The following is a 16,325-nucleotide window of genomic DNA, read 5'->3' as shown; positions in this document are numbered from 1 at the left end:
AGGACGGGCCGGGGAGGGGTCCGTGGACGAGCCCGTTCAGGGGGACCCGTGCGCCGGCAGCCGTACCGCGGTTACGGTCATGGCTGCCCTTCACGCGACCCTCGGGAGCCCGCACCATGACCACAGCAATCCGGCGCGCCGACCGACGCGTCAGTCCGGTCTTTCTCGCGCTCGTCGCCGTCCTGGCCGTGTCGGGGTGGGCCGTGTGGAGCGGGACGCTCGCGGCGAACACCGGTTTCGCGGTGTTCTTGTTCGTGGTGTCCGGCTGGGTGGTGTCGCTGTGTCTGCACGAGTACGCCCACGCCCGCACCGCACTCCACAGCGGCGACATCTCGGTGGAGGCCAAGGGCTATCTGACGCTGAACCCGGTGAAGTACACCCATGCGCTGCTGAGCATCGTGCTGCCGGTGATCTTCGTGATCATGGGCGGGATCGGGCTGCCGGGCGGCGCGGTGTTCATCGAGCGCGGCCGGATCCAGGGGCGCTGGCGGCACAGTCTGATCTCGGCGGCGGGGCCGCTGACCAACATCCTGTTCGCGGCGGTGTGCACGGCCCCGTTCTGGCTGCACGGCCTGGACGGTGTACCGGCACCGTTCCGCTTCGCGCTGGCGTTCCTCGCACTGCTCCAGGTGACCGCCGCGCTCTTGAACTTCGTGCCGGTGCCGGGGCTGGACGGCTACGGCGTGATCGAGCCGTGGCTGTCGCTGAAGCTGCGGCGGCAGGTGGAGCCGTTCGCGCCGTTCGGGCTGCTGGCGGTCTTCGGGCTGCTGTGGGTGCCGGAGATCAACTACGTGTTCTTCGAGCTGGTATATGCCATCCTGCGCGGCCTCGGCGTCTCGCCGCTCGACAGCTCCTTCGGCCAGGAGTTCTTCCGCTTCTGGCAGGGCGAACCGCAGATTTCGCAGGTCAGCGGCGTGATCTAGGGCGTGCCTCGGAGGTTCAGCCGGCCGCGTTCGCCTGCTGCGTCCGCTCCAGCTTCGCCTTGCGCAGATAGAACCACGCCATGTTGCTGGAGACACCGGCCAGCAGGATCCAGACGATGCCGATGAAGCTGCCCTCCACGAACGAGACAACGGCTGCGGCTACCGCGAGGACGCACACCAGAAGTGCAAGGACGGCAAGGCGGGGCATGGGATCGGCTCCTGTGTCAGGGTCGGGCAATCCCTCCCAGTGTCCCCCATGCCCCGCCCGCTCCGGGCAGCGGTCCGTCCGGTCGGCGGTACCCGGCGCCCGGATCGCCGGCCCCGCCGCCCGTCTCAGACGTCGGTGACCCGCAGGCCCGCGTGCGCCTTGTAGCGCCGGTTGACCGAGATCAGATTGGCGACCAGCGACTCGACCTGGTGGGCGTTGCGCAGCCGGCCGGCGAAGACACCGCGCATACCGGGGATACGGGCGGCCAGCGCCTGGACCAGGTCGGTGTCGGCGCGGGACTCGCCGAGCACCATCACATCGGTGTCGATCTGCTCGACCTGAGGGTCCTGGAGCAGCACCGCGGACAGGTGGTGGAAGGCGGCGGTGACCCGGGACTCGGGCAGCAGGACGGCGGCCTGCTCGGCGGCGCTGCCCTCCTCGGGCTTGAGCGCGTAGGCGCCCTTCTTGTCGAAGCCGAGCGGGTTGACGCAGTCGATGACGAGCTTGCCGGCCAGCTCCTCGCGGAGCGCCTGGAGGGTCTTGGCGTGGCCTTCCCACGGCACGGCGATGATCACGACATCGCTGCGCCGGGCGCATTCGGCGTTCTCCGCGCCCTCGATGCCCAGGCCGAGTTCGTCGGCGGCGGTCTGCGCCCGCTCGGCGGCCCGGGAGCCGATGATCACCTTCTGGCCGGCCCTGGCGAGCCGGTAGGCCAGGCCGCGGCCCTGGTCGCCGGTGCCGCCGAGGACGCCGACCACCAGGCCGGAGACGTCCGGGAGGTCCCAGGGGTCACGCTTGAGGGCGGCCTTCACACGGGTCGCGACGTTTTCGGACTGGGCAGGGTCAGGAGTAGTCATGACAGCGATCCTGTCACGCCATTACCGCTTCACCACGGCGCGGTCATGACTTCACGTACCGCTTCACCACGGCGCGGTCACGACTGCACGCACCGCTTCACCGCGGGGCGGTCACGACTTCACACTGCCTTCGGTCAGGCCCGTACGCCAGTACCGCTGGAGCACCGTCATCAGCACCATCAGCGGCACCACGGACAAGAACGCACCGCCCACCGTGTACTGATAGAGCACCGGTTGACGGTCCGCGTAACCGGTCCAGGACGTCAGGCCCAGCTGGATCGGGTAGAGGTCGGAGTCCGAGAGCATGACCAGCGGCAGGAAGTAGTTGTTCCAGATGTGGACGAACTGGAACAGGAAGACGGTGACCAGCGCCGGCGTCATCAGCCGCAGCCCGAGCCCGCCAAAGATCCGTGCCTCGCCCGCGCCGTCGATCCGGGCCGCCTCCAGCAGCGAGTCGGGGACCGCCGCGGCCGCGTAGATCCGGCACAGATAGACCCCGAACGGGCTGACCACGCTGGGGATCAGCACCGCCCAGTAGGTGTTGGACAGGCCCATCGAGCTGAAGAGGAAGTAGAGCGGCAGGGCGAGCGCGGTGCCGGGGATCAGCACGCCGGCGAGCACCGCGTTGAAGATCGCCTCCCGGCCGCGGAACGGGAATTTGGCCAGCGCATAGCCGGCCGCGCCGGACAGCAGGGTGGCGCAGACCGCGCCGATCCCGGCGTAGAGCACGGAGTTGGCGAACCAGCGGGCGTAGATGCCGTGGTCGTAGGTGAGGACATCGACGAGGTGGTCGATGGGGTGCGGATGTTCGGAGAACCAGAAGCCGAAGGTGCCGAAGAGATCGGCGCTGTTCTTGGTGGCGGAGACGATCAGCCAGTAGACGGGCACCAGGAAGTAGATCGCGGCGACGGTCAGCAGCGAGGCGGTGATGATCCGGTAGCGGACCGGCGGCCGGGTCATCCGCGCTCCTTCGCGCGCCCGCCGACCAGCCGCAGAAAGCCGAAGGACAGCACGCACGCCACCAGCGCGAGCAGCACCGCCTCGGCCGCCGCCACATGCTGGTTGTTGCCGACGAACGCCTCGCTGTAGGCGTGCAGGTTGGGGGTGAAGCCGGAGTCGATGGAGGAGGCCAGTGGGCGGAGCACCATCGGCTCGGCGAACAGCTGGAGGGTGCCGATGATGCTGAAGACGCAGGTCAGCACGAGCGCCGGCCGGATCAGCGGGAGCTTGATGTGCCGGGCGACCTGCCAGGCGGTGGCGCCGTCGATCCGGGCCGCCTCGTACAGCTCGCCCGGTACAGCCTTGAGCTGGGCGATCAGCACCAGCATGTTGTAGCCGGTGAACTGCCAGGTGACGATGTTGGCGATGGACCACAGGACGGTGCCGCGGGAGAGGAAGTCCACGTCCCAGCCGATCGAGTCGGCGATCTTCACCAGGGGGCTGATGCCCGGGACGTACAGAAAGCCCCACAGGATCGAGGCGATCACACCGGGCACGCCGTACGGGAGGAAGAAGGCGCTGCGAAAGAAGGTGATGCCGCGGGCGCCGGCGCTCTCCAGCAGCAGCGCGAGGGTGGTGGCGAGCACGATCATCAGCGGGATCTGGACGGCGCCGAAGAGCAGCACCCGGCCGAAGCCGGTCAGGAACCGGTCGTCGGACAGGGCGTGGGCGTAGTTGGCGAGGCCGGCGAACGCCTCGTGTTCCCGGCCGCCGAGGCCGAGCGGGCCGGTGCGTTCGGTCTTGTACAGGCTCTGGTGGACGGCGTAGACGATCGGGGCGATGAAGCAGAGGCCGAAGAGGGCGAGGAAGGGCAGCACGAAGCCGGCCGCGGCGCGGCGGTTGCGGGCCTCGGTACGGGAGGCGCGGCGCTGGCGGCGCTGCGGGGCCCGCTGCTTCGGGGTGACCGGCTCCGCCCGGCTCAGCGTGTCCCGGCTCACCCGCCGCTCTCCACCTTCAGGCCCTTGCCCTTGAGATCGGCGAGGGTCTGGCCCTGCACCTTCTTCAGGACGGAGCGGAAGGAGCTGCCGTCGGCGAGCGCGTCGGTGAAGGCGTCGCCGAGCCGCTGGTAGAGGGTGTCCACGCCCGGCCCCCACTGCCAGCTGGTGTCGACATGCGCCCCGGCGTCCGCGAAGATCTTGCTGTACGCCTGGCCGCCGAAGAAGTCCTTGTCGACGTCGAGGTCGGTGGTGGCATAGCCCTTCTTGGCGCTGGGGAAGCCGTAGCCGCCGTCGATCAGCAGCGCGATCGACCGGGGGTCGGTGTTGAGCCAGACGGCGAAGTCCAGGGCGTCCTTGGGGTAGCTCGCCTTGGCGAACACGGCGGTCGTCGAGCCGCCCCAGTTGGCGAAGACCTTGCCGCCCGCCTTCCACTGCGGCAGCGGCGCGGCCCGCCACTTCCCCTTGGTGCCGGGAGCGTTGCCGACCAGCAGGGCGTCGCCCCAACTGGCGCCCACCCAGGCCGGGATGGCGCCGGTCTGCAGGTCCTTGTACCAGGCGTTCTGCCGGTCCGGGATGGTCTTGACGAGCTTCTGCTTGACGAGGGACTCCCAGTAGTCGGCGACCTTGCGGGTGGGCTCGTCGTCGATGTTCACGATCCAGGTGTCGCCGTGGGTCCCGTACCACTTGGCGCCCGCCTGCCAGGCGAGGCCCGAGAAGCGGTTGCCGTTGGTGGGGGCGAAGGTCTCGATCCAGGCGCCCTTCTTACGGATGGCCCTGGCGGCCGCCTCGTAGTCGTCCCATGTCCCGGGGACCTGGACGCCCCACTTGTCGAAGAGGTCCTGGCGGATGAACAGGCCCATCGGCCCGGACGCCTGCGGGACGGCGTAGATGCCCTTGCCGAAGACGGACTGCTGCCACTGCCAGCCGAAGAACTTGTCCTTGTGGCGGGCGGCGCCGAGCGGGGCGAGGTCCAGCAGCCCGTTGTCGAGCAGAAAACTGGGGATGACCGGGAATTCGATCTGGCCCAGGTCGGGCGGGTTGCCGGCCTTGATGGCGGCGTGCATCTTCGCGTACTGCTCGCCGTTGACGGCCGACACCTTCTCGACCTTGACCTGCACCTCGGGGTTCTGGCGGTTCCACAGGTCGACGGGTTTGTCGATGCCCGGCACCCAGGACCAGAAGGTCAGATTGATCTTCTGTCCCTTCTTGCGTTCGCGGGGCGCGTCGCCGTCGCTGTCACCGCTGTCGCCGCAGCCGGCGAGCGCGAAGCCGGCGGCGAGGGCGGCGGCCCCGCCCAGGACCGTTCTGCGATGCATGGGGTTGCTGGTCATGCGGGCTCCTCCACGGGGATGCGGCGGAAGGTGATCGTCGAGTAGGCGCTGAAGTCGCCCGTCTCGTAGAGCAGTCCGACGCTCCCGCGGTCGAGGCGTACGAGGTCGGAGTAGGCGGCCGGGAGCCCGGCGACGGTGTGCGCGTGGTGCCAGGTCAGGCCGGCGTCGCGGCTGGTGCGCAGGGTCATCAGGGCGCGGGCGGCCGGGTGGGCGGGTCCGGAGAAGAGCAGGGCGTCGCGGTCGCCGAGGTGCAGCGCACTGCCCTGGCAGGCCGGGCCGGCGAGGCCCGCCTGCGGCCGGAAGGGCCGCAGCAGGTGCTCACCGCCGTCCGTCGAGACGGCGTCGACGCGCCGCCAGGCGGCGGCTGCTTCGTTGCGGGCGTTGAGATAGACGCTGCCGTCGGGGAGTTCGGCGGCGGTGGTCTCGTTGGGGGCGACGGCGGGGTCGGTGCCGCTGTCGCGGTAGCCGATCCGCCAGCTGGCGCCGTCGTCGTCGCTGAGCAGGGCGTGCCCGCCGTTGTAGCGGGGCTCGGCACCGGTGTCCTCGGGGGCGGTGGGCGGGGTGGAGTGGTTGGCGGGGACGATCAGCCGCCCGGCGTACGGGCCGTGGCGCAGCCGCAGCGCATGGCCGGGCCCGGTGGCGTACCACCGCCACTGCAGCAGTTTGGCCTGGTCGGTGATCTCGCGGGGCGGGCTCCAGCTCGCGCCGTCGTCATCGCTGTGCTGGAGCCGGACGCGCCGGCCGTCGGCGGGCGGTACCCGGCCGCGGCGGATGCGGTCCTCGGTGGCGTCGGCGGCGTTGTGGACCTGTAGGAGCAGTACCCGGCCGCCGGCGAGCACGACCGGGGCGGGGTTGCCCGCGGTGCCGGTGCCGTTGCGGGCGACGATCTGGAGCGGGCCCCAGGTGCGGCCGCCGTCCATGGACCGTTTGAGCACGAGGTCGATATCGCCGGAGTCGGCGGCCGAGGACACCCGGCCCTCGGCGAAGGCAAGGACGGCCCCGGAGCGCGCCCGGACCACGGCGGGGATCCGGAAGCTTGTGTACCCCTCGGTCCCGGCCCGGTACGGCACTGAGCTCTCGTACGCCATGGGTCACCCCCAACGGGCAAGGACGTAGGATGTCCCCTGTCCTGAGGCGACCATAGGAAGTGCCCAACTGACCGTCAAGGCAGCACACATGGCGCATTTCCGTGTCGGCAAAGGCACCGTCGACAGAGGGTGAAATCCCGGTGAACGGGATCAACGGCGCCCTCGACGATGCCTTCACCGCACTGCCGGGCAGGTTTACGGTCCCGCTACTCGGCCAGTCGGCGCCGGATACCGTCGAAGTGCCGGTGTATCGCCTCCACGGCGCGGTCGCCGTCACCCGCCTCCAACGCGTCGACGATCTCCTGATGCTGACGGTGGGTCACCTCCGGGTCGGGGCGGTCGTCGGAGAGGTCCTCGCGCACCCGGCGCAGCGCCGCCCAGAACGCGTCCAGCACCTCGCTCAGCAGGTGGTTGCCCATCGAGCGGTACAGCGCGAGGTGGAAGGCCCGGTCGGTGGCGCTCTGCACCTGACCGCCGCGCGCCTCCTCCGCCATCCGCTGCACCAGCCCCTTGAGGACGGCGAGGTCCTCGGCCGGGAGATGGCGCGCGACGGTACCGATCAGGCCCGCCTCCAGCGCCTCGCGGACCTCCATCAGCTCGTACAGGCTCGGTTCGCCCTGGTGGTGGCGGACCGCCGCACGGAAGGCGACGCCCTCGACGAACGGTTCGAGGGTGAGCGGGCCGACATAGGTGCCGAAGCCGTGCCGGATCTCGACGATGCGCATGGCCTGCAGCGCCTTGAGCGCCTCACGGACCGAGTTGCGGCTGACGTCGAGCAGACCGACCAGCTCGGCCTCGGTGGGCAGCGGATCGCCCGGCGTCAGTCTGCGCTGCAGGATCAACTGCTTGATCTGCGCCTGTACGTCCTCGGCCATCGTCCCTCGCGCCATGGAATGTCCCTCTCCCTCTCCCGCACCTGCCGTGCCGCCGACCGGTCCGCCACCGCCGGAACCGCGAATCCTTGACCGACCGCCTGTGAACAGGTCTATTGTGCTCCGAGATAGGACATCCCACGTCCCACGTCCCATATCTCCCCCGGCCACCACCGCCTCCACCCAGACCCCTTGCCGCCACCCCTGCCACCGCCTCCGCCACCACCTCTGCACCTCTGACATCTGACATCGGAGCCCCCGGAGACCCCCATGGCACTGCCCGCGCCCCTGCACGGCGTCATCCCGCCGGTCTGCACCCCGCTCGACCCCCGCGGCGAGGTCGACACCGCCTCCCTCACCCGCCTGGTGAACCACCTCATCGACGGCGGGGTGCACGGACTGTTCGCGCTCGGCTCCACCGGCGAGGTCGCCTACCTCACCGACACCCAGCGCGCCACCACCCTGGAAGCCGTCATCAAGGCCGCGGACCGCCGGGTCCCGGTGCTCGCCGGCGCCATCGACACCACCACCGCCCGGGTCCTCGACCACGCCCGAACCGCCGCCGACCTGGGCGCCGACGCCCTGGTCGCCACCGCGCCCTTCTACACCCGCACCCACCCCCGGGAGATCGCCGGACACTTCCGCCACCTCCGCGCGGCCGTGCCCCTCCCCCTGTTCGCCTACGACATCCCGATGGCCGTGCACAGCAAGCTGCCGACCTCCCTGGTGCGCGAACTGGCCGAGGACGGCACCCTCGCCGGCCTCAAGGACAGCAGCGGCGACGAGGCCGCACTGCGCCGGCTGCTCGTCCTGCTCGGCGGCCGCACCGCCCGCCGCACCGGCCCCGCCCCCGACTTCTCGATCCTCACCGGCTCCGAACTCACCGTGGACACCGCCCTGTTGGCCGGTGCCGACGGCGTCGTCCCGGGCCTCGGCAACGTCGACCCGGCAGGCTATGTACGCCTCTACACGGCCGCCCGGGCCGGCAACTGGGAGCAGGCCGCCGCCGAACAGGAACGCCTGGTCACCCTGTTCTCCATGGTCGACGTCGCACCCGAGCCCGACATGGGCCGCAGCTCCTCCGCCCTGGGCNCCGAGCCCGACATGGGCCGCAGCTCCTCCGCCCTGGGCTCCTTCAAGGCCGCCCTCCACCTGCTCGGCATCATCGATCGCGGCACCACCGCCCTCCCCCAACTCCCGCTCGGCAAGCAGTCGGTGACGGAGGTCGGCCGCCTGCTCACCGAGGCCGGCCTCCTGCCGACACAAGGCGGTTAGTACTCCAGCCGTAGATGTGGTCTTCATGGCTGAAGGACGGCTTGACGGCGGTAATGGCTGCGGCGTGCGCGGGCTTGGTCCCGCGATCCGACCCATCAAGCCCTCGAACATCGCCTGCCAGCGGGCAGGCACTACGCTGTGCCCCGCGGCCACCACTTCATCGTCAGTCCACACACCTCACGATGATCACGGTGGCCGCAACTGTCTGGCTACCGGGTACCACGAGCAGGACCACCTCTACGGCTGGAGTACTGGCTACGCTGTACTTCGAGGATCAAGGAGAAGGCATGGAACCCTGCGCGGAGTGCGGTGCGCCGATGGACCAGCGATCCTGTGACGAGCTGTTCGACGCCTTGCTCGCGTTGGACCATTCACGGCAGGCACCGTGGGGGCCGCTGCACGGCGTCTCAGTCTCTTGCTTCCTACTCCAACACCCCAGTCGCCTTCCCGACGACGACGGCGCGATGGCTTGGGCGCTCCTGCGCGCCTACCTCGAAGGCGGCCTCGATGAAGCGAACCAGCTCGTCGGTCAGGCTCGTCGTGGCAACTCCCATCGTGTAAAGGGCAGGCCGTCGCGAGTCGTCCGCGACGCGGCGCTGCCGCACCGGGACGCGCCGCGATCCCGTTTCTCCGTCACGATCGAAGACGTCGCCGTCGACGGGACTTTCCCCTCCACGGAGTTCGCGGAACGCGTCAAGGCTTGGGCCGCCGCGACGGTCGACGCGTGGAGCCGCGGCACGTGACCGAAAGACCGTGGGCCCGCCGAAGGGCGGGCCCACTGCATTCCTAGCTCGCTCGGCCTGTCCACGACCTCACGCACAGATGGCACTGGTCCATCTGGCGCCGACGTCACCAAGCCCGCGCACGCCGCAGCCATTACCGCCGTCAAGCCGCCCTTCAGCCATGAACATCACATCTACGGCTGGAGTACTGACAGGCCCCGGCGCGGCTCCGCGGAGGGGTGTGGATCAAGTCCCGTACGGGTGACAGCTGTTGAAACGGCAATCAGGCGTCGGTGTACTGCGGCAGTATGCCGGGCCATGGATGCCGTACGGGTCGCGCTGTTGCGTGAGGTGCTCGCCGGGACCGAGTGGGTGCAGGACAGCCGGCGGTTCGCCGGGGCGCTGCGGGCGGCCGTCGCGCCGCACGGTGGTGGGCTGTTGCTGGTCGGCAGTGCCGCGTACGAGCCGTGGCATCTGGCGGCCCATCTGGACGACGAGGCCGCCTGGTCGGGGCTGCCGGAGCTGTCGCCGACGCTGGTGCGCCATCGTGTCCCCGGCGGGGCGCCGGCCCATCTGGCGGTGGGGCTCGGCCGGCTGGAGGCGGCCGGGCGTGGCGAGACGCTGCTGGTCGTCGCGCCGGGGCAGCCGGGCGCCGGGCTGCTGGAGCGGGTGCACGACGCCCGCCGCAACGGCGCGACGGTGCTCGCGCTGGACGGCGGCGACCGCGATCTGCACGCGCTGGCCCATGACGCACTCGCCGCGCCCCCGGCCCCGGCCGACGGCAAGACCCCCGCGTCCCAGGACCTCGACCTCGATACGGTCCAGCATCTGGTGAGCGCGGCCGCCGGCGAGAACAGCCTGCCCGCGCCCCGCGGACACCGCCGCTTCCGCGACCGGCTGGCCCGGCTCGCCGATGAGCTGACCGCACCGCCGCCCCCGCGCTGGTAGCCCGTCAGATCTGCCCCGCCGGGTCTGCCCCGTCGGGTCTGCCCCGTCGGCCGGTTAAATCCTTTGCGCCGCCCCGCGCCCGCGCGCACGATGGTGCGTCGTGACTCCGGACGGCGCCCCACCTTCGCCCCCCGCCCGCCGACGCCTGTCCGCACTCCTGCCGGATCTGGCGCCCTGGCGCTCCTCGCGCGACTTCCGGCTGATGTGGTGCGCGGGCGCGATCACGGTCTTCGGCAGCTTTCTGACGTTCGTGGCGCTGCCGCTGCAGTTGAAGGAGCTCACCGGCTCCACGCTCGCGGTCGGCGCGCTGGGCGCGGTGGAGCTGGTCCCGCTGATCGTCTTCGGTCTCTACGGTGGCGCGCTCGCGGACTCCGTGGACCGCCGCCGGCTGATCGTCTGGAGCGAGGTCGCGCTCGGCCTGATCTCCGCAGTGCTGCTGCTCAACAGCATGCTGCCGGACCCGCTGGTGTGGCCGCTGTACGCGACCGCCGCGGCGTCCAGCGCGCTGACCGGTCTGCAGCGGCCCGCCCTGGACGCGATCGTGCCGCGGATCGTCCCGCACGACCAGCTCGCCGCGGCCGCCGCCCTCAACTCGCTGCGCTGGCAGATCGGCGCCATCGCGGGACCGGCGCTGGCCGGCGGGCTGCTGGCCTATGCCGGGCTGCGCTGGGCGTATGCGATCGACACGGTCACCTATGTGGCATCGGTGCTGCTCGCCCTGAAGCTGGCACCGTCGCCCGCCTCGTACGATGCCCAAAAGCCGTCGCTGCGCGGGATCGCCGAGGGCGCGCGCTACGCCTGGAGCCGCAAGGAGCTGCTGGGCACGTACGCCATCGATCTCATCGCGATGCTGTTCGCCTTCCCGCTGGCGATCTTCCCGTTCCTCGCCGACGACCTGGACGCCCCCTGGGCCCTGGGCCTGATGTACGCGGCGCTGCCGGCCGGCTCCTGCCTGGTGAGCCTGACCAGCGGCTGGACGTCACGGATCCACCGGCAGGGCCGGGCGATCGCACTGGCGGCCGCCGGATGGGCGCTGGCGATCGCCGTCGCCGGGCAGCTGCACAACGTCTGGCTGGTGCTGCTGTTCCTGGCCCTGGCCGGTTCCTTCGACATGATCAGCGGCATCTTCCGCTCGGCGCTGTGGAACCAGACCATCCCCGACGAGCTGCGCGGCCGGCTGGCCGGCATCGAGCTGCTGTCGTATTCGGTGGGCCCGCAGCTGGGCCAGGTCCGGGTCGGCGGGATGGCGGCGCTGACGAGCGTACGGACGTCGGTGTCGGTGGGCGGGCTGCTGTGCTTCGCGGCGGTCGGGCTGATGGCGCTCGGGCTGCCGAAGCTGATGACGTACGACGCGAGGACGAATGAGCATGCGCGGCGGATGCGGGAGCGACGGGCCGCCGCGGCCGGCAACGGGAAGGCCGGCGTCGGCGAGGGCGGTGTCGGCACGGGCAGCATCGGGGGTGGCGGCGAGGCCCACGGTGGTGTCGACGCCCGCGCCGGAAACGGTTCGCAGGAGCCTGACGCGGATCCGGCCACGGCCTGAGCCGGCGGGCGGACCGACGGCGACGGCGCCCCGCCCCGGCTGCTCGCCCCCCGCTCCTCTTCCCCGCCTGCTCCCCTTCGCCTACTCCTCTTCCCCGCCGCCCTTACCCTGGCCCGCGCCCGTGTCGTGCCACTTCGGGTCGGTCTCCCACTCCACGTTCCGCTCGCGGGCGGTCTCCATGGCGTGTGCGGCCTCCTCGCGGGTGGCGTAGGGGCCGAGGCGGTCGGCGGCGCGGCACTCGGGCCCCTCCTCGACCTTCTGGTGCTTGAGGCAGTAGTACCACTCGCCCGGCCTACCGACCGTCCGCCTCTTGAACAGCGCCATTGCCGCCTCCTGTGGGTGCATCCGTGCCACCATCCTGCCCGACGGCCCGCGGATACACTCGCTGGCATGTCTGGCCAGTCGCTTCTTGCCCCGGGGAAGATCTCCCCCACCCGCCCCGTCCCTGCCTCGATCCCGCGCCCCGAGTACGTCGGAAAGGACGCACCGACCCCGTATACGGGGCCCGAGGTGCAGGACGCCGAAACGATCGAGCGGATGCGGATCGCCGGCCGGATCGCCGCGCAGGCGATGGCGGAGGCCGCCAAGCTCATCGAGCCCGGCGTGACGACCGATGAACTGGACCGGGTCGCCCATGAGTTCATGTGCGACCACGGGGCGTACCCGTCCACGCTCGGCTACCGGGGCTTCCCCAAGTCCCTGTGCTCCTCGCTCAACGAGGTCATCTGCCACGGCATCCCGGACTCGACCGTCCTCAAGGACGGCGACATCGTGAACCTGGACGTCACCGCGTACATCCACGGTGTGCACGGCGACAACAACGCCACCTACCTGTGCGGTGGCGTGGACGAGGAGTCCAAGCTGCTGGTGGAGCGCACCCGGGAGGCGCTCAACCGCGCGATCAAGGCGGTCAAGCCGGGCCGGCAGATCAACATCATCGGCCGGGTCATCGAGTCGTACGCCAAGCGCTTCGGCTACGGCGTGGTCCGTGACTTCACCGGTCACGGGATCAACTCGTCCTTCCACTCCGGCCTGATCGTTCCGCACTACGACAGCCCCCACCACACCACCGACATCAAGCCCGGCATGACCTTCACGATCGAGCCGATGCTGACGCTGGGGTCGTACGACTACGACATGTGGGACGACGGCTGGACGGTGGTGACCAAGGACCGCAAGCGGACCGCGCAGTTCGAGCACACCTTGGTGGTGACGGAGACCGGAGCGGAGGTCCTCACCCTTCCCTGACGGGAGCGCCAAGGGGAGTGCCGGCGGGAGTGCCGGCGGGAGCGCTGAGAAGCGGGCCCTTGTTGCCGACTGTGCGTCGGGAGCAAGGGCCCGTTTTGCCGACAAGGCGTCGGGAACGGGGGTAGGCTGGTTACCGACAGGACGTCGGGAACAGGTTGACTTAGGTAAGCCTAAGCAGTTAGGTGGGCCCGAGTGCCAGGGGCTCCGTGGAGTCCCTGTTCCCGCCCGCTCCCCTCGGTCCCGGAGGTCCGCCTTGGAAGCGTCCAGCCCGACCCCGTCCACACCGCCTGCTCCCTTCTCCACGGTCATCCGCACCGCGTCCCACGAGCAGCACACCGAGGCCGAGAACTCCTCCTTCATGAGCGACCTCCTCGGCGGCAGGCTCGGCGTCGCGGCCTACCGGCGCTACACCGAACAGCTGTGGTTCGTCTACCGCGCACTGGAGGACGCCTCCGAAGCGCTCGCCGACGACCCGGTCGCGGGCCCCTTCATCCGCCCCGAACTGGCCCGCACCGCCCAGCTGGAGCGCGACCTCGGCCACCTCGGCGGACCGTCCTGGCACACCGGCCTCCAGCCGCTGCCGGCCACCGCCGCGTACGCCGCCCGGGTAACGGCCTGCGCCCAGGACTGGCCGGCCGGCTATGTCGCCCACCACTACACCCGCTACCTGGGCGACCTCTCCGGCGGCCAGATCATCCGCGGCACCGCCGAAAAGACCTGGGGCTTCGCCCGCAAGGGCGACGGCGTCCGCTTCTACGTCTTCGAGGACATAGCCAACCCCGCCGCCTTCAAGCGCGAATACCGCGCACTGCTGGACGCGCTGCCGGTGGACGACCTGGAGAAGCAGCGGGTGGTCGACGAGTGCAAGCGCGCCTTCGGGCTGAACAGCGCGGTCTTCCGCGAGCTGGGCGAGCAGTTCCCGCTGAGCGCGTAACGGCCGGGCACGGGGCGCGGTCGCCGATCGCCCGTCCACGTACTACGGCGTATCGCGGCGGACCCGACCGCCGACCGCGATGGTGCCGTCCGGACAGATGCGGGTGAGGATCTGGGAGCCGGTGCCCTGGCGGATGTCCAGGGGGCGGCCCAGTTGGTGGGTCAGGAGCATGGCGGCGGCGCCGGTTGCCTCGTCCTCGACGATGGTGTCGCCGCGCCGCGGGAAGGCCCGGGCGCGGACCACGCCCGCGGGCTCGTCCTGCCAGGCCCAGGCGTAGAGCCAGCCCTCCCCCGGCGGCGGCGCCGGCAGGGCGTCGACCTCGGCCACCGAGGCGTGCCGCTCGGTGCGGCGCTCGGGCACCCACTCCGCGCGGCCGCGTACCCAGGTGAGGTCCTCCTCGAAGCCGACCGCGACCTCGCCGGCCGGTGGGCGCAGGGTGCGCGGCGGGCGGCCCAGGGCGCGGAGCAGCCAGGCGAGGCCGACGAGCGGATGTCCGGCGAAGGGGAGTTGGACGCTCGGGGTGTGGATGTCGACGGTGCCGCGTGCGGCGTCGTCGAGGAACACGGTCTCGCTGTAGCCGAGTTCGGCGGCCAAGGCGGCGCGGTCGGCGACATCGGGCAGTGCCGTCCCGTCGCGCACCACGCCCAGCACATTGCCCCCGGCCCCGTCCGGTCCACAGAACACCCGGAGGACATCGATATCGGCATCGAGTTCGGTCATGCGGATATTGAATCGGACGGCGAGGTGGAACAGAGGTGGAACAGGGGGGCCGGGCGGGAGCGCGGTCGCGGTCGCGGACCGGAAAGTTGCCGGTCATGCCCCGTCGCGAGGTGCGGCCCTTACCTTGACCGGCACGTGATGGTTCCGTGACCGGGTGCGGGTCAATCCGTAATCGGGTCGTTGTCCATGAGAGCGGGATCACTGGACAGGGTGGGCAGAAGTAGGTAAGCCTCAGATAAGTTAGGGCCGCCTTAGTGGCGACCCTAACCGCTGTCTATCGTTCCTGTACGTCGTTTCCGTACATCCGAGCCCGCCTGGAGCCCCCGTATGCGAGCCCTTCGCACCTCCGTCGTCGCCGCCATCGCCGCGGCCACGGCCGTCACCGCCGTCGCCGGCTGCGCCGCGAAGAACGACGGCAAAGGGGGTGGCGGCAAGGGAGTGATCGAGGTGACCGCGACCGACACCAGCTGCGAGCTCTCCGCCAAGGAGTTCCCCGCCGGACATGTCCAGTTCGCGGTGCACAACAAGGGCTCCAAGGTCACCGAGGTGTACGTCTACGCGCCCGGCGACCGGATCGTGACCGAGCGGGAGAACATCGGCCCCGGCACCAGCGCGGAGATCACCGCCGAGATCAAGGCCGGTACGTACGAGGTCGCCTGCAAGCCCGGCATGAAGGGCGACGGCATCCGCCAGAAGATCACTGCCAGCGGCAAGGGCGCGAGCACCAAGAAGCGCGACCCCAAGCTGGACGCCGCGGTCACCGCCTACCGCAAGTACGTCCAGCAGCAGGCCGACCAGACCCTCCCGGCGGCGCAGAAGTTCGCCGACGCGGTCAAGGACGGCGATATCGAGGCCGCGAAGAAGACCTACGCCGTCTCGCGGGTCGGCTGGGAGCGCACCGAGCCGGTCGCCGAGTCGTTCGGTGACATCGACCCCAAGGTCGATGTGCGCGCCGACGGCGTGGAGAAGGGCCAGAAGTGGACCGGCTGGCACAAGCTGGAGAAGTCCCTGTGGGAGGAGAAGAAGATCTCCGGGGACGACAAGAAGCTCGCCGACCAGCTCATCACCGACCTGAAGGACTGGCAGAAGCGGGTCGGGAAGGCCGAGATCACCCCGACCAGCATGGCCAACGGTGCCAAGGAGCTGCTCGACGAGGTCGCCACCGGCAAGGTCACCGGTGAGGAAGAGCGCTACAGCCACACCGACCTGGTCGACTTCCAGGGCAATGTCGAGGGCGCCGAGAAGGCGTACGAGCTGCTGAAGCCGGTCGTCGCCAAGAACGACGCGGCGCTGGCCAAGGAGCTTGACAAGCAGTTCAAGGCGATCCGCGACCAGCTCGACAAGCACCGCGACAGCGGGTCCGCCGACGGCTTCGCCTCGTACGACACGGTCGGCAAGAGCGAGCGCAAGGAGCTCTCCGACGGCGTCAACGCGCTGGCCGAGCCGCTCTCCAAGCTGGCCGCCGCCGTGGCCACCGCCAAGTAGTCCGCCGCCAGGCAAGGGGTCACCATGACGCACGACGACGGCAAGATCACCGCGGGCGAGACGGCCGCGCAGAACACCACCGCCGAGGACACCGCCAAGGAAACTTCGGCCAAGGACACCAACGGGCGCGCGCCCTCACGGCGTTCGCTGCTCGGCTGGGGCGGCGCGGGCCTGGCGCTCGGCGCGGTCGCGGCCGGCGGTACGGCGGCGGCGCTGCGCGTCGGCAGCGACGCC

16 protein-coding genes and 3 pseudogenes are annotated in these 16,325 nt (G+C 70.6%); 10 read left to right on the top strand and 9 right to left on the bottom strand.

Translation table 11 applies throughout. The features are described 5' to 3' along the window. The first annotated feature begins 116 nt into the window (after positions 1–116). Positions 117–923, top strand: coding sequence for a site-2 protease family protein (locus DY245_RS28705; protein ID WP_128510130.1), 807 nt, complete (start codon positions 117–119; stop codon positions 921–923). A 16-nt stretch (positions 924–939) separates the two neighbouring features. Here DY245_RS28705 and DY245_RS28700 read toward each other — a convergent pair whose 3' ends face one another. The 7 genes from DY245_RS28700 to DY245_RS28670 form a co-directional block, all read right to left on the bottom strand. Continuing rightward, complete coding sequence (locus DY245_RS28700) at positions 940–1,131, bottom strand: hypothetical protein (RefSeq protein ID WP_128510129.1); 192 nt, start codon at positions 1,129–1,131, stop codon at positions 940–942. A gap of 125 nt (positions 1,132–1,256) precedes the next feature. Further along, positions 1,257–1,988, bottom strand: a complete 732-nt coding sequence (gene npdG, locus DY245_RS28695) for an NADPH-dependent F420 reductase (RefSeq protein WP_244943319.1) — start codon at positions 1,986–1,988, stop codon at positions 1,257–1,259. Between the two features lie 111 nt (positions 1,989–2,099). Beyond that, positions 2,100–2,948, bottom strand: a complete 849-nt coding sequence (locus DY245_RS28690; RefSeq protein WP_128510128.1) for a carbohydrate ABC transporter permease — start codon at positions 2,946–2,948, stop codon at positions 2,100–2,102. Next, complete coding sequence (locus DY245_RS28685; RefSeq protein ID WP_244943318.1) at positions 2,945–3,925, bottom strand: carbohydrate ABC transporter permease; 981 nt, start codon at positions 3,923–3,925, stop codon at positions 2,945–2,947. The genes DY245_RS28690 and DY245_RS28685 overlap by 4 nt, the downstream gene beginning before the upstream one ends. Next, on the bottom strand, positions 3,922–5,256 hold the full coding sequence (locus tag DY245_RS28680) for an ABC transporter substrate-binding protein (RefSeq protein ID WP_128510127.1): 1,335 nt from the start codon (positions 5,254–5,256) through the stop codon (positions 3,922–3,924). The genes DY245_RS28685 and DY245_RS28680 overlap by 4 nt, the downstream gene beginning before the upstream one ends. Beyond that, positions 5,253–6,344 (bottom strand): sialidase family protein, encoded by a 1,092-nt coding sequence (locus DY245_RS28675; protein ID WP_128510126.1) that lies wholly within the window; start codon positions 6,342–6,344, stop codon positions 5,253–5,255. Before DY245_RS28675 ends, DY245_RS28680 begins: the two co-directional genes overlap by 4 nt. 206 nt (positions 6,345–6,550) lie before the next feature. Further along, positions 6,551–7,234 (bottom strand): FadR/GntR family transcriptional regulator, encoded by a 684-nt coding sequence (locus tag DY245_RS28670; protein WP_128510125.1) that lies wholly within the window; start codon positions 7,232–7,234, stop codon positions 6,551–6,553. Between the two features lie 252 nt (positions 7,235–7,486). On the opposite strand from DY245_RS28670, the pseudogene DY245_RS28665 reads away from it, so the two are divergent. From DY245_RS28665 to DY245_RS28650, 5 genes and pseudogenes are all read left to right on the top strand, one after another. Next, a pseudogene (locus tag DY245_RS28665) lies at positions 7,487–8,308 on the top strand (dihydrodipicolinate synthase family protein); the annotation flags it as partial. Position 8,309: 1 nt separating this feature from the next. Continuing rightward, positions 8,310–8,491: pseudogene (locus DY245_RS46855) on the top strand (dihydrodipicolinate synthase family protein); the annotation flags it as partial. A 287-nt stretch (positions 8,492–8,778) separates the two neighbouring features. After that, complete coding sequence (locus tag DY245_RS28660; protein ID WP_128510123.1) at positions 8,779–9,234, top strand: DUF5946 family protein; 456 nt, start codon at positions 8,779–8,781, stop codon at positions 9,232–9,234. Between the two features lie 297 nt (positions 9,235–9,531). Continuing rightward, positions 9,532–10,161 (top strand): hypothetical protein, encoded by a 630-nt coding sequence (locus tag DY245_RS28655; RefSeq protein ID WP_128510122.1) that lies wholly within the window; start codon positions 9,532–9,534, stop codon positions 10,159–10,161. Positions 10,162–10,363: 202 nt separating this feature from the next. After that, entirely contained in the window at positions 10,364–11,704 is a 1,341-nt protein-coding gene (locus tag DY245_RS28650; protein WP_128510144.1) for an MFS transporter, read from the top strand. A gap of 81 nt (positions 11,705–11,785) precedes the next feature. Here DY245_RS28650 and DY245_RS28645 read toward each other — a convergent pair whose 3' ends face one another. After that, positions 11,786–12,028 (bottom strand): hypothetical protein, encoded by a 243-nt coding sequence (locus DY245_RS28645; protein ID WP_128510121.1) that lies wholly within the window; start codon positions 12,026–12,028, stop codon positions 11,786–11,788. A 66-nt stretch (positions 12,029–12,094) separates the two neighbouring features. Between DY245_RS28645 and map the strand changes: the two genes are divergently transcribed. Then, positions 12,095–12,952, top strand: a complete 858-nt coding sequence (gene map / locus DY245_RS28640) for a type I methionyl aminopeptidase (RefSeq protein ID WP_128510120.1) — start codon at positions 12,095–12,097, stop codon at positions 12,950–12,952. A gap of 253 nt (positions 12,953–13,205) precedes the next feature. Beyond that, positions 13,206–13,886: a biliverdin-producing heme oxygenase gene (locus DY245_RS28635; RefSeq protein WP_128510119.1), complete on the top strand. Its 681-nt coding sequence runs from the start codon at positions 13,206–13,208 to the stop codon at positions 13,884–13,886. Positions 13,887–13,928: 42 nt separating this feature from the next. On the opposite strand, the gene DY245_RS28630 is transcribed toward DY245_RS28635, so the two are convergent. Beyond that, positions 13,929–14,606: a PhzF family phenazine biosynthesis protein gene (locus tag DY245_RS28630; protein ID WP_128510118.1), complete on the bottom strand. Its 678-nt coding sequence runs from the start codon at positions 14,604–14,606 to the stop codon at positions 13,929–13,931. 327 nt (positions 14,607–14,933) lie between these two features. Between DY245_RS28630 and efeO the strand changes: the two genes are divergently transcribed. Together efeO and DY245_RS28620 are read left to right on the top strand one after the other, a co-directional pair. Further along, on the top strand, positions 14,934–16,091 hold the full coding sequence (gene efeO / locus DY245_RS28625; protein WP_128510117.1) for an iron uptake system protein EfeO: 1,158 nt from the start codon (positions 14,934–14,936) through the stop codon (positions 16,089–16,091). A 24-nt stretch (positions 16,092–16,115) separates the two neighbouring features. Beyond that, positions 16,116–16,325 (top strand): annotated as a pseudogene (locus DY245_RS28620) (deferrochelatase/peroxidase EfeB); the annotation flags it as partial.

Origin of the sequence: Streptomyces inhibens, assembly GCF_003389455.1 — a bacterium.
In the GTDB taxonomy this organism is placed as follows: Bacteria; Actinomycetota; Actinomycetes; order Streptomycetales; family Streptomycetaceae; genus Streptomyces; species Streptomyces inhibens.
Note: the sequence above shows the minus strand (reverse complement) of the source record. Positions and strands in the feature narration are given on the sequence as shown.

Bases quoted from the DNA above. Each gene is read 5' to 3' on its own strand.
- DY245_RS28670 (WP_128510125.1), bottom strand. From the start codon at position 7,234: ATGGCGCGAGGGACGATGGCCGAGGACGTACAGGCGCAGATCAAGCAG.
- DY245_RS28645 (WP_128510121.1), bottom strand. From the start codon at position 12,028: ATGGCGCTGTTCAAGAGGCGGACGGTCGGTAGGCCGGGCGAGTGGTAC.
- DY245_RS28680 (WP_128510127.1), bottom strand. From the start codon at position 5,256: ATGACCAGCAACCCCATGCATCGCAGAACGGTCCTGGGCGGGGCCGCC.
- DY245_RS28660 (WP_128510123.1), top strand. From the start codon at position 8,779: ATGGAACCCTGCGCGGAGTGCGGTGCGCCGATGGACCAGCGATCCTGT.
- DY245_RS28705 (WP_128510130.1), top strand. From the start codon at position 117: ATGACCACAGCAATCCGGCGCGCCGACCGACGCGTCAGTCCGGTCTTT.
- map (WP_128510120.1), top strand. From the start codon at position 12,095: ATGTCTGGCCAGTCGCTTCTTGCCCCGGGGAAGATCTCCCCCACCCGC.
- DY245_RS28655 (WP_128510122.1), top strand. From the start codon at position 9,532: ATGGATGCCGTACGGGTCGCGCTGTTGCGTGAGGTGCTCGCCGGGACC.
- DY245_RS28675 (WP_128510126.1), bottom strand. From the start codon at position 6,344: ATGGCGTACGAGAGCTCAGTGCCGTACCGGGCCGGGACCGAGGGGTAC.
- DY245_RS28650 (WP_128510144.1), top strand. From the start codon at position 10,364: ATGTGGTGCGCGGGCGCGATCACGGTCTTCGGCAGCTTTCTGACGTTC.
- DY245_RS28690 (WP_128510128.1), bottom strand. From the start codon at position 2,948: ATGACCCGGCCGCCGGTCCGCTACCGGATCATCACCGCCTCGCTGCTG.
- efeO (WP_128510117.1), top strand. From the start codon at position 14,934: ATGCGAGCCCTTCGCACCTCCGTCGTCGCCGCCATCGCCGCGGCCACG.
- DY245_RS28630 (WP_128510118.1), bottom strand. From the start codon at position 14,606: ATGACCGAACTCGATGCCGATATCGATGTCCTCCGGGTGTTCTGTGGA.
- npdG (WP_244943319.1), bottom strand. From the start codon at position 1,988: ATGACTACTCCTGACCCTGCCCAGTCCGAAAACGTCGCGACCCGTGTG.
- DY245_RS28700 (WP_128510129.1), bottom strand. From the start codon at position 1,131: ATGCCCCGCCTTGCCGTCCTTGCACTTCTGGTGTGCGTCCTCGCGGTA.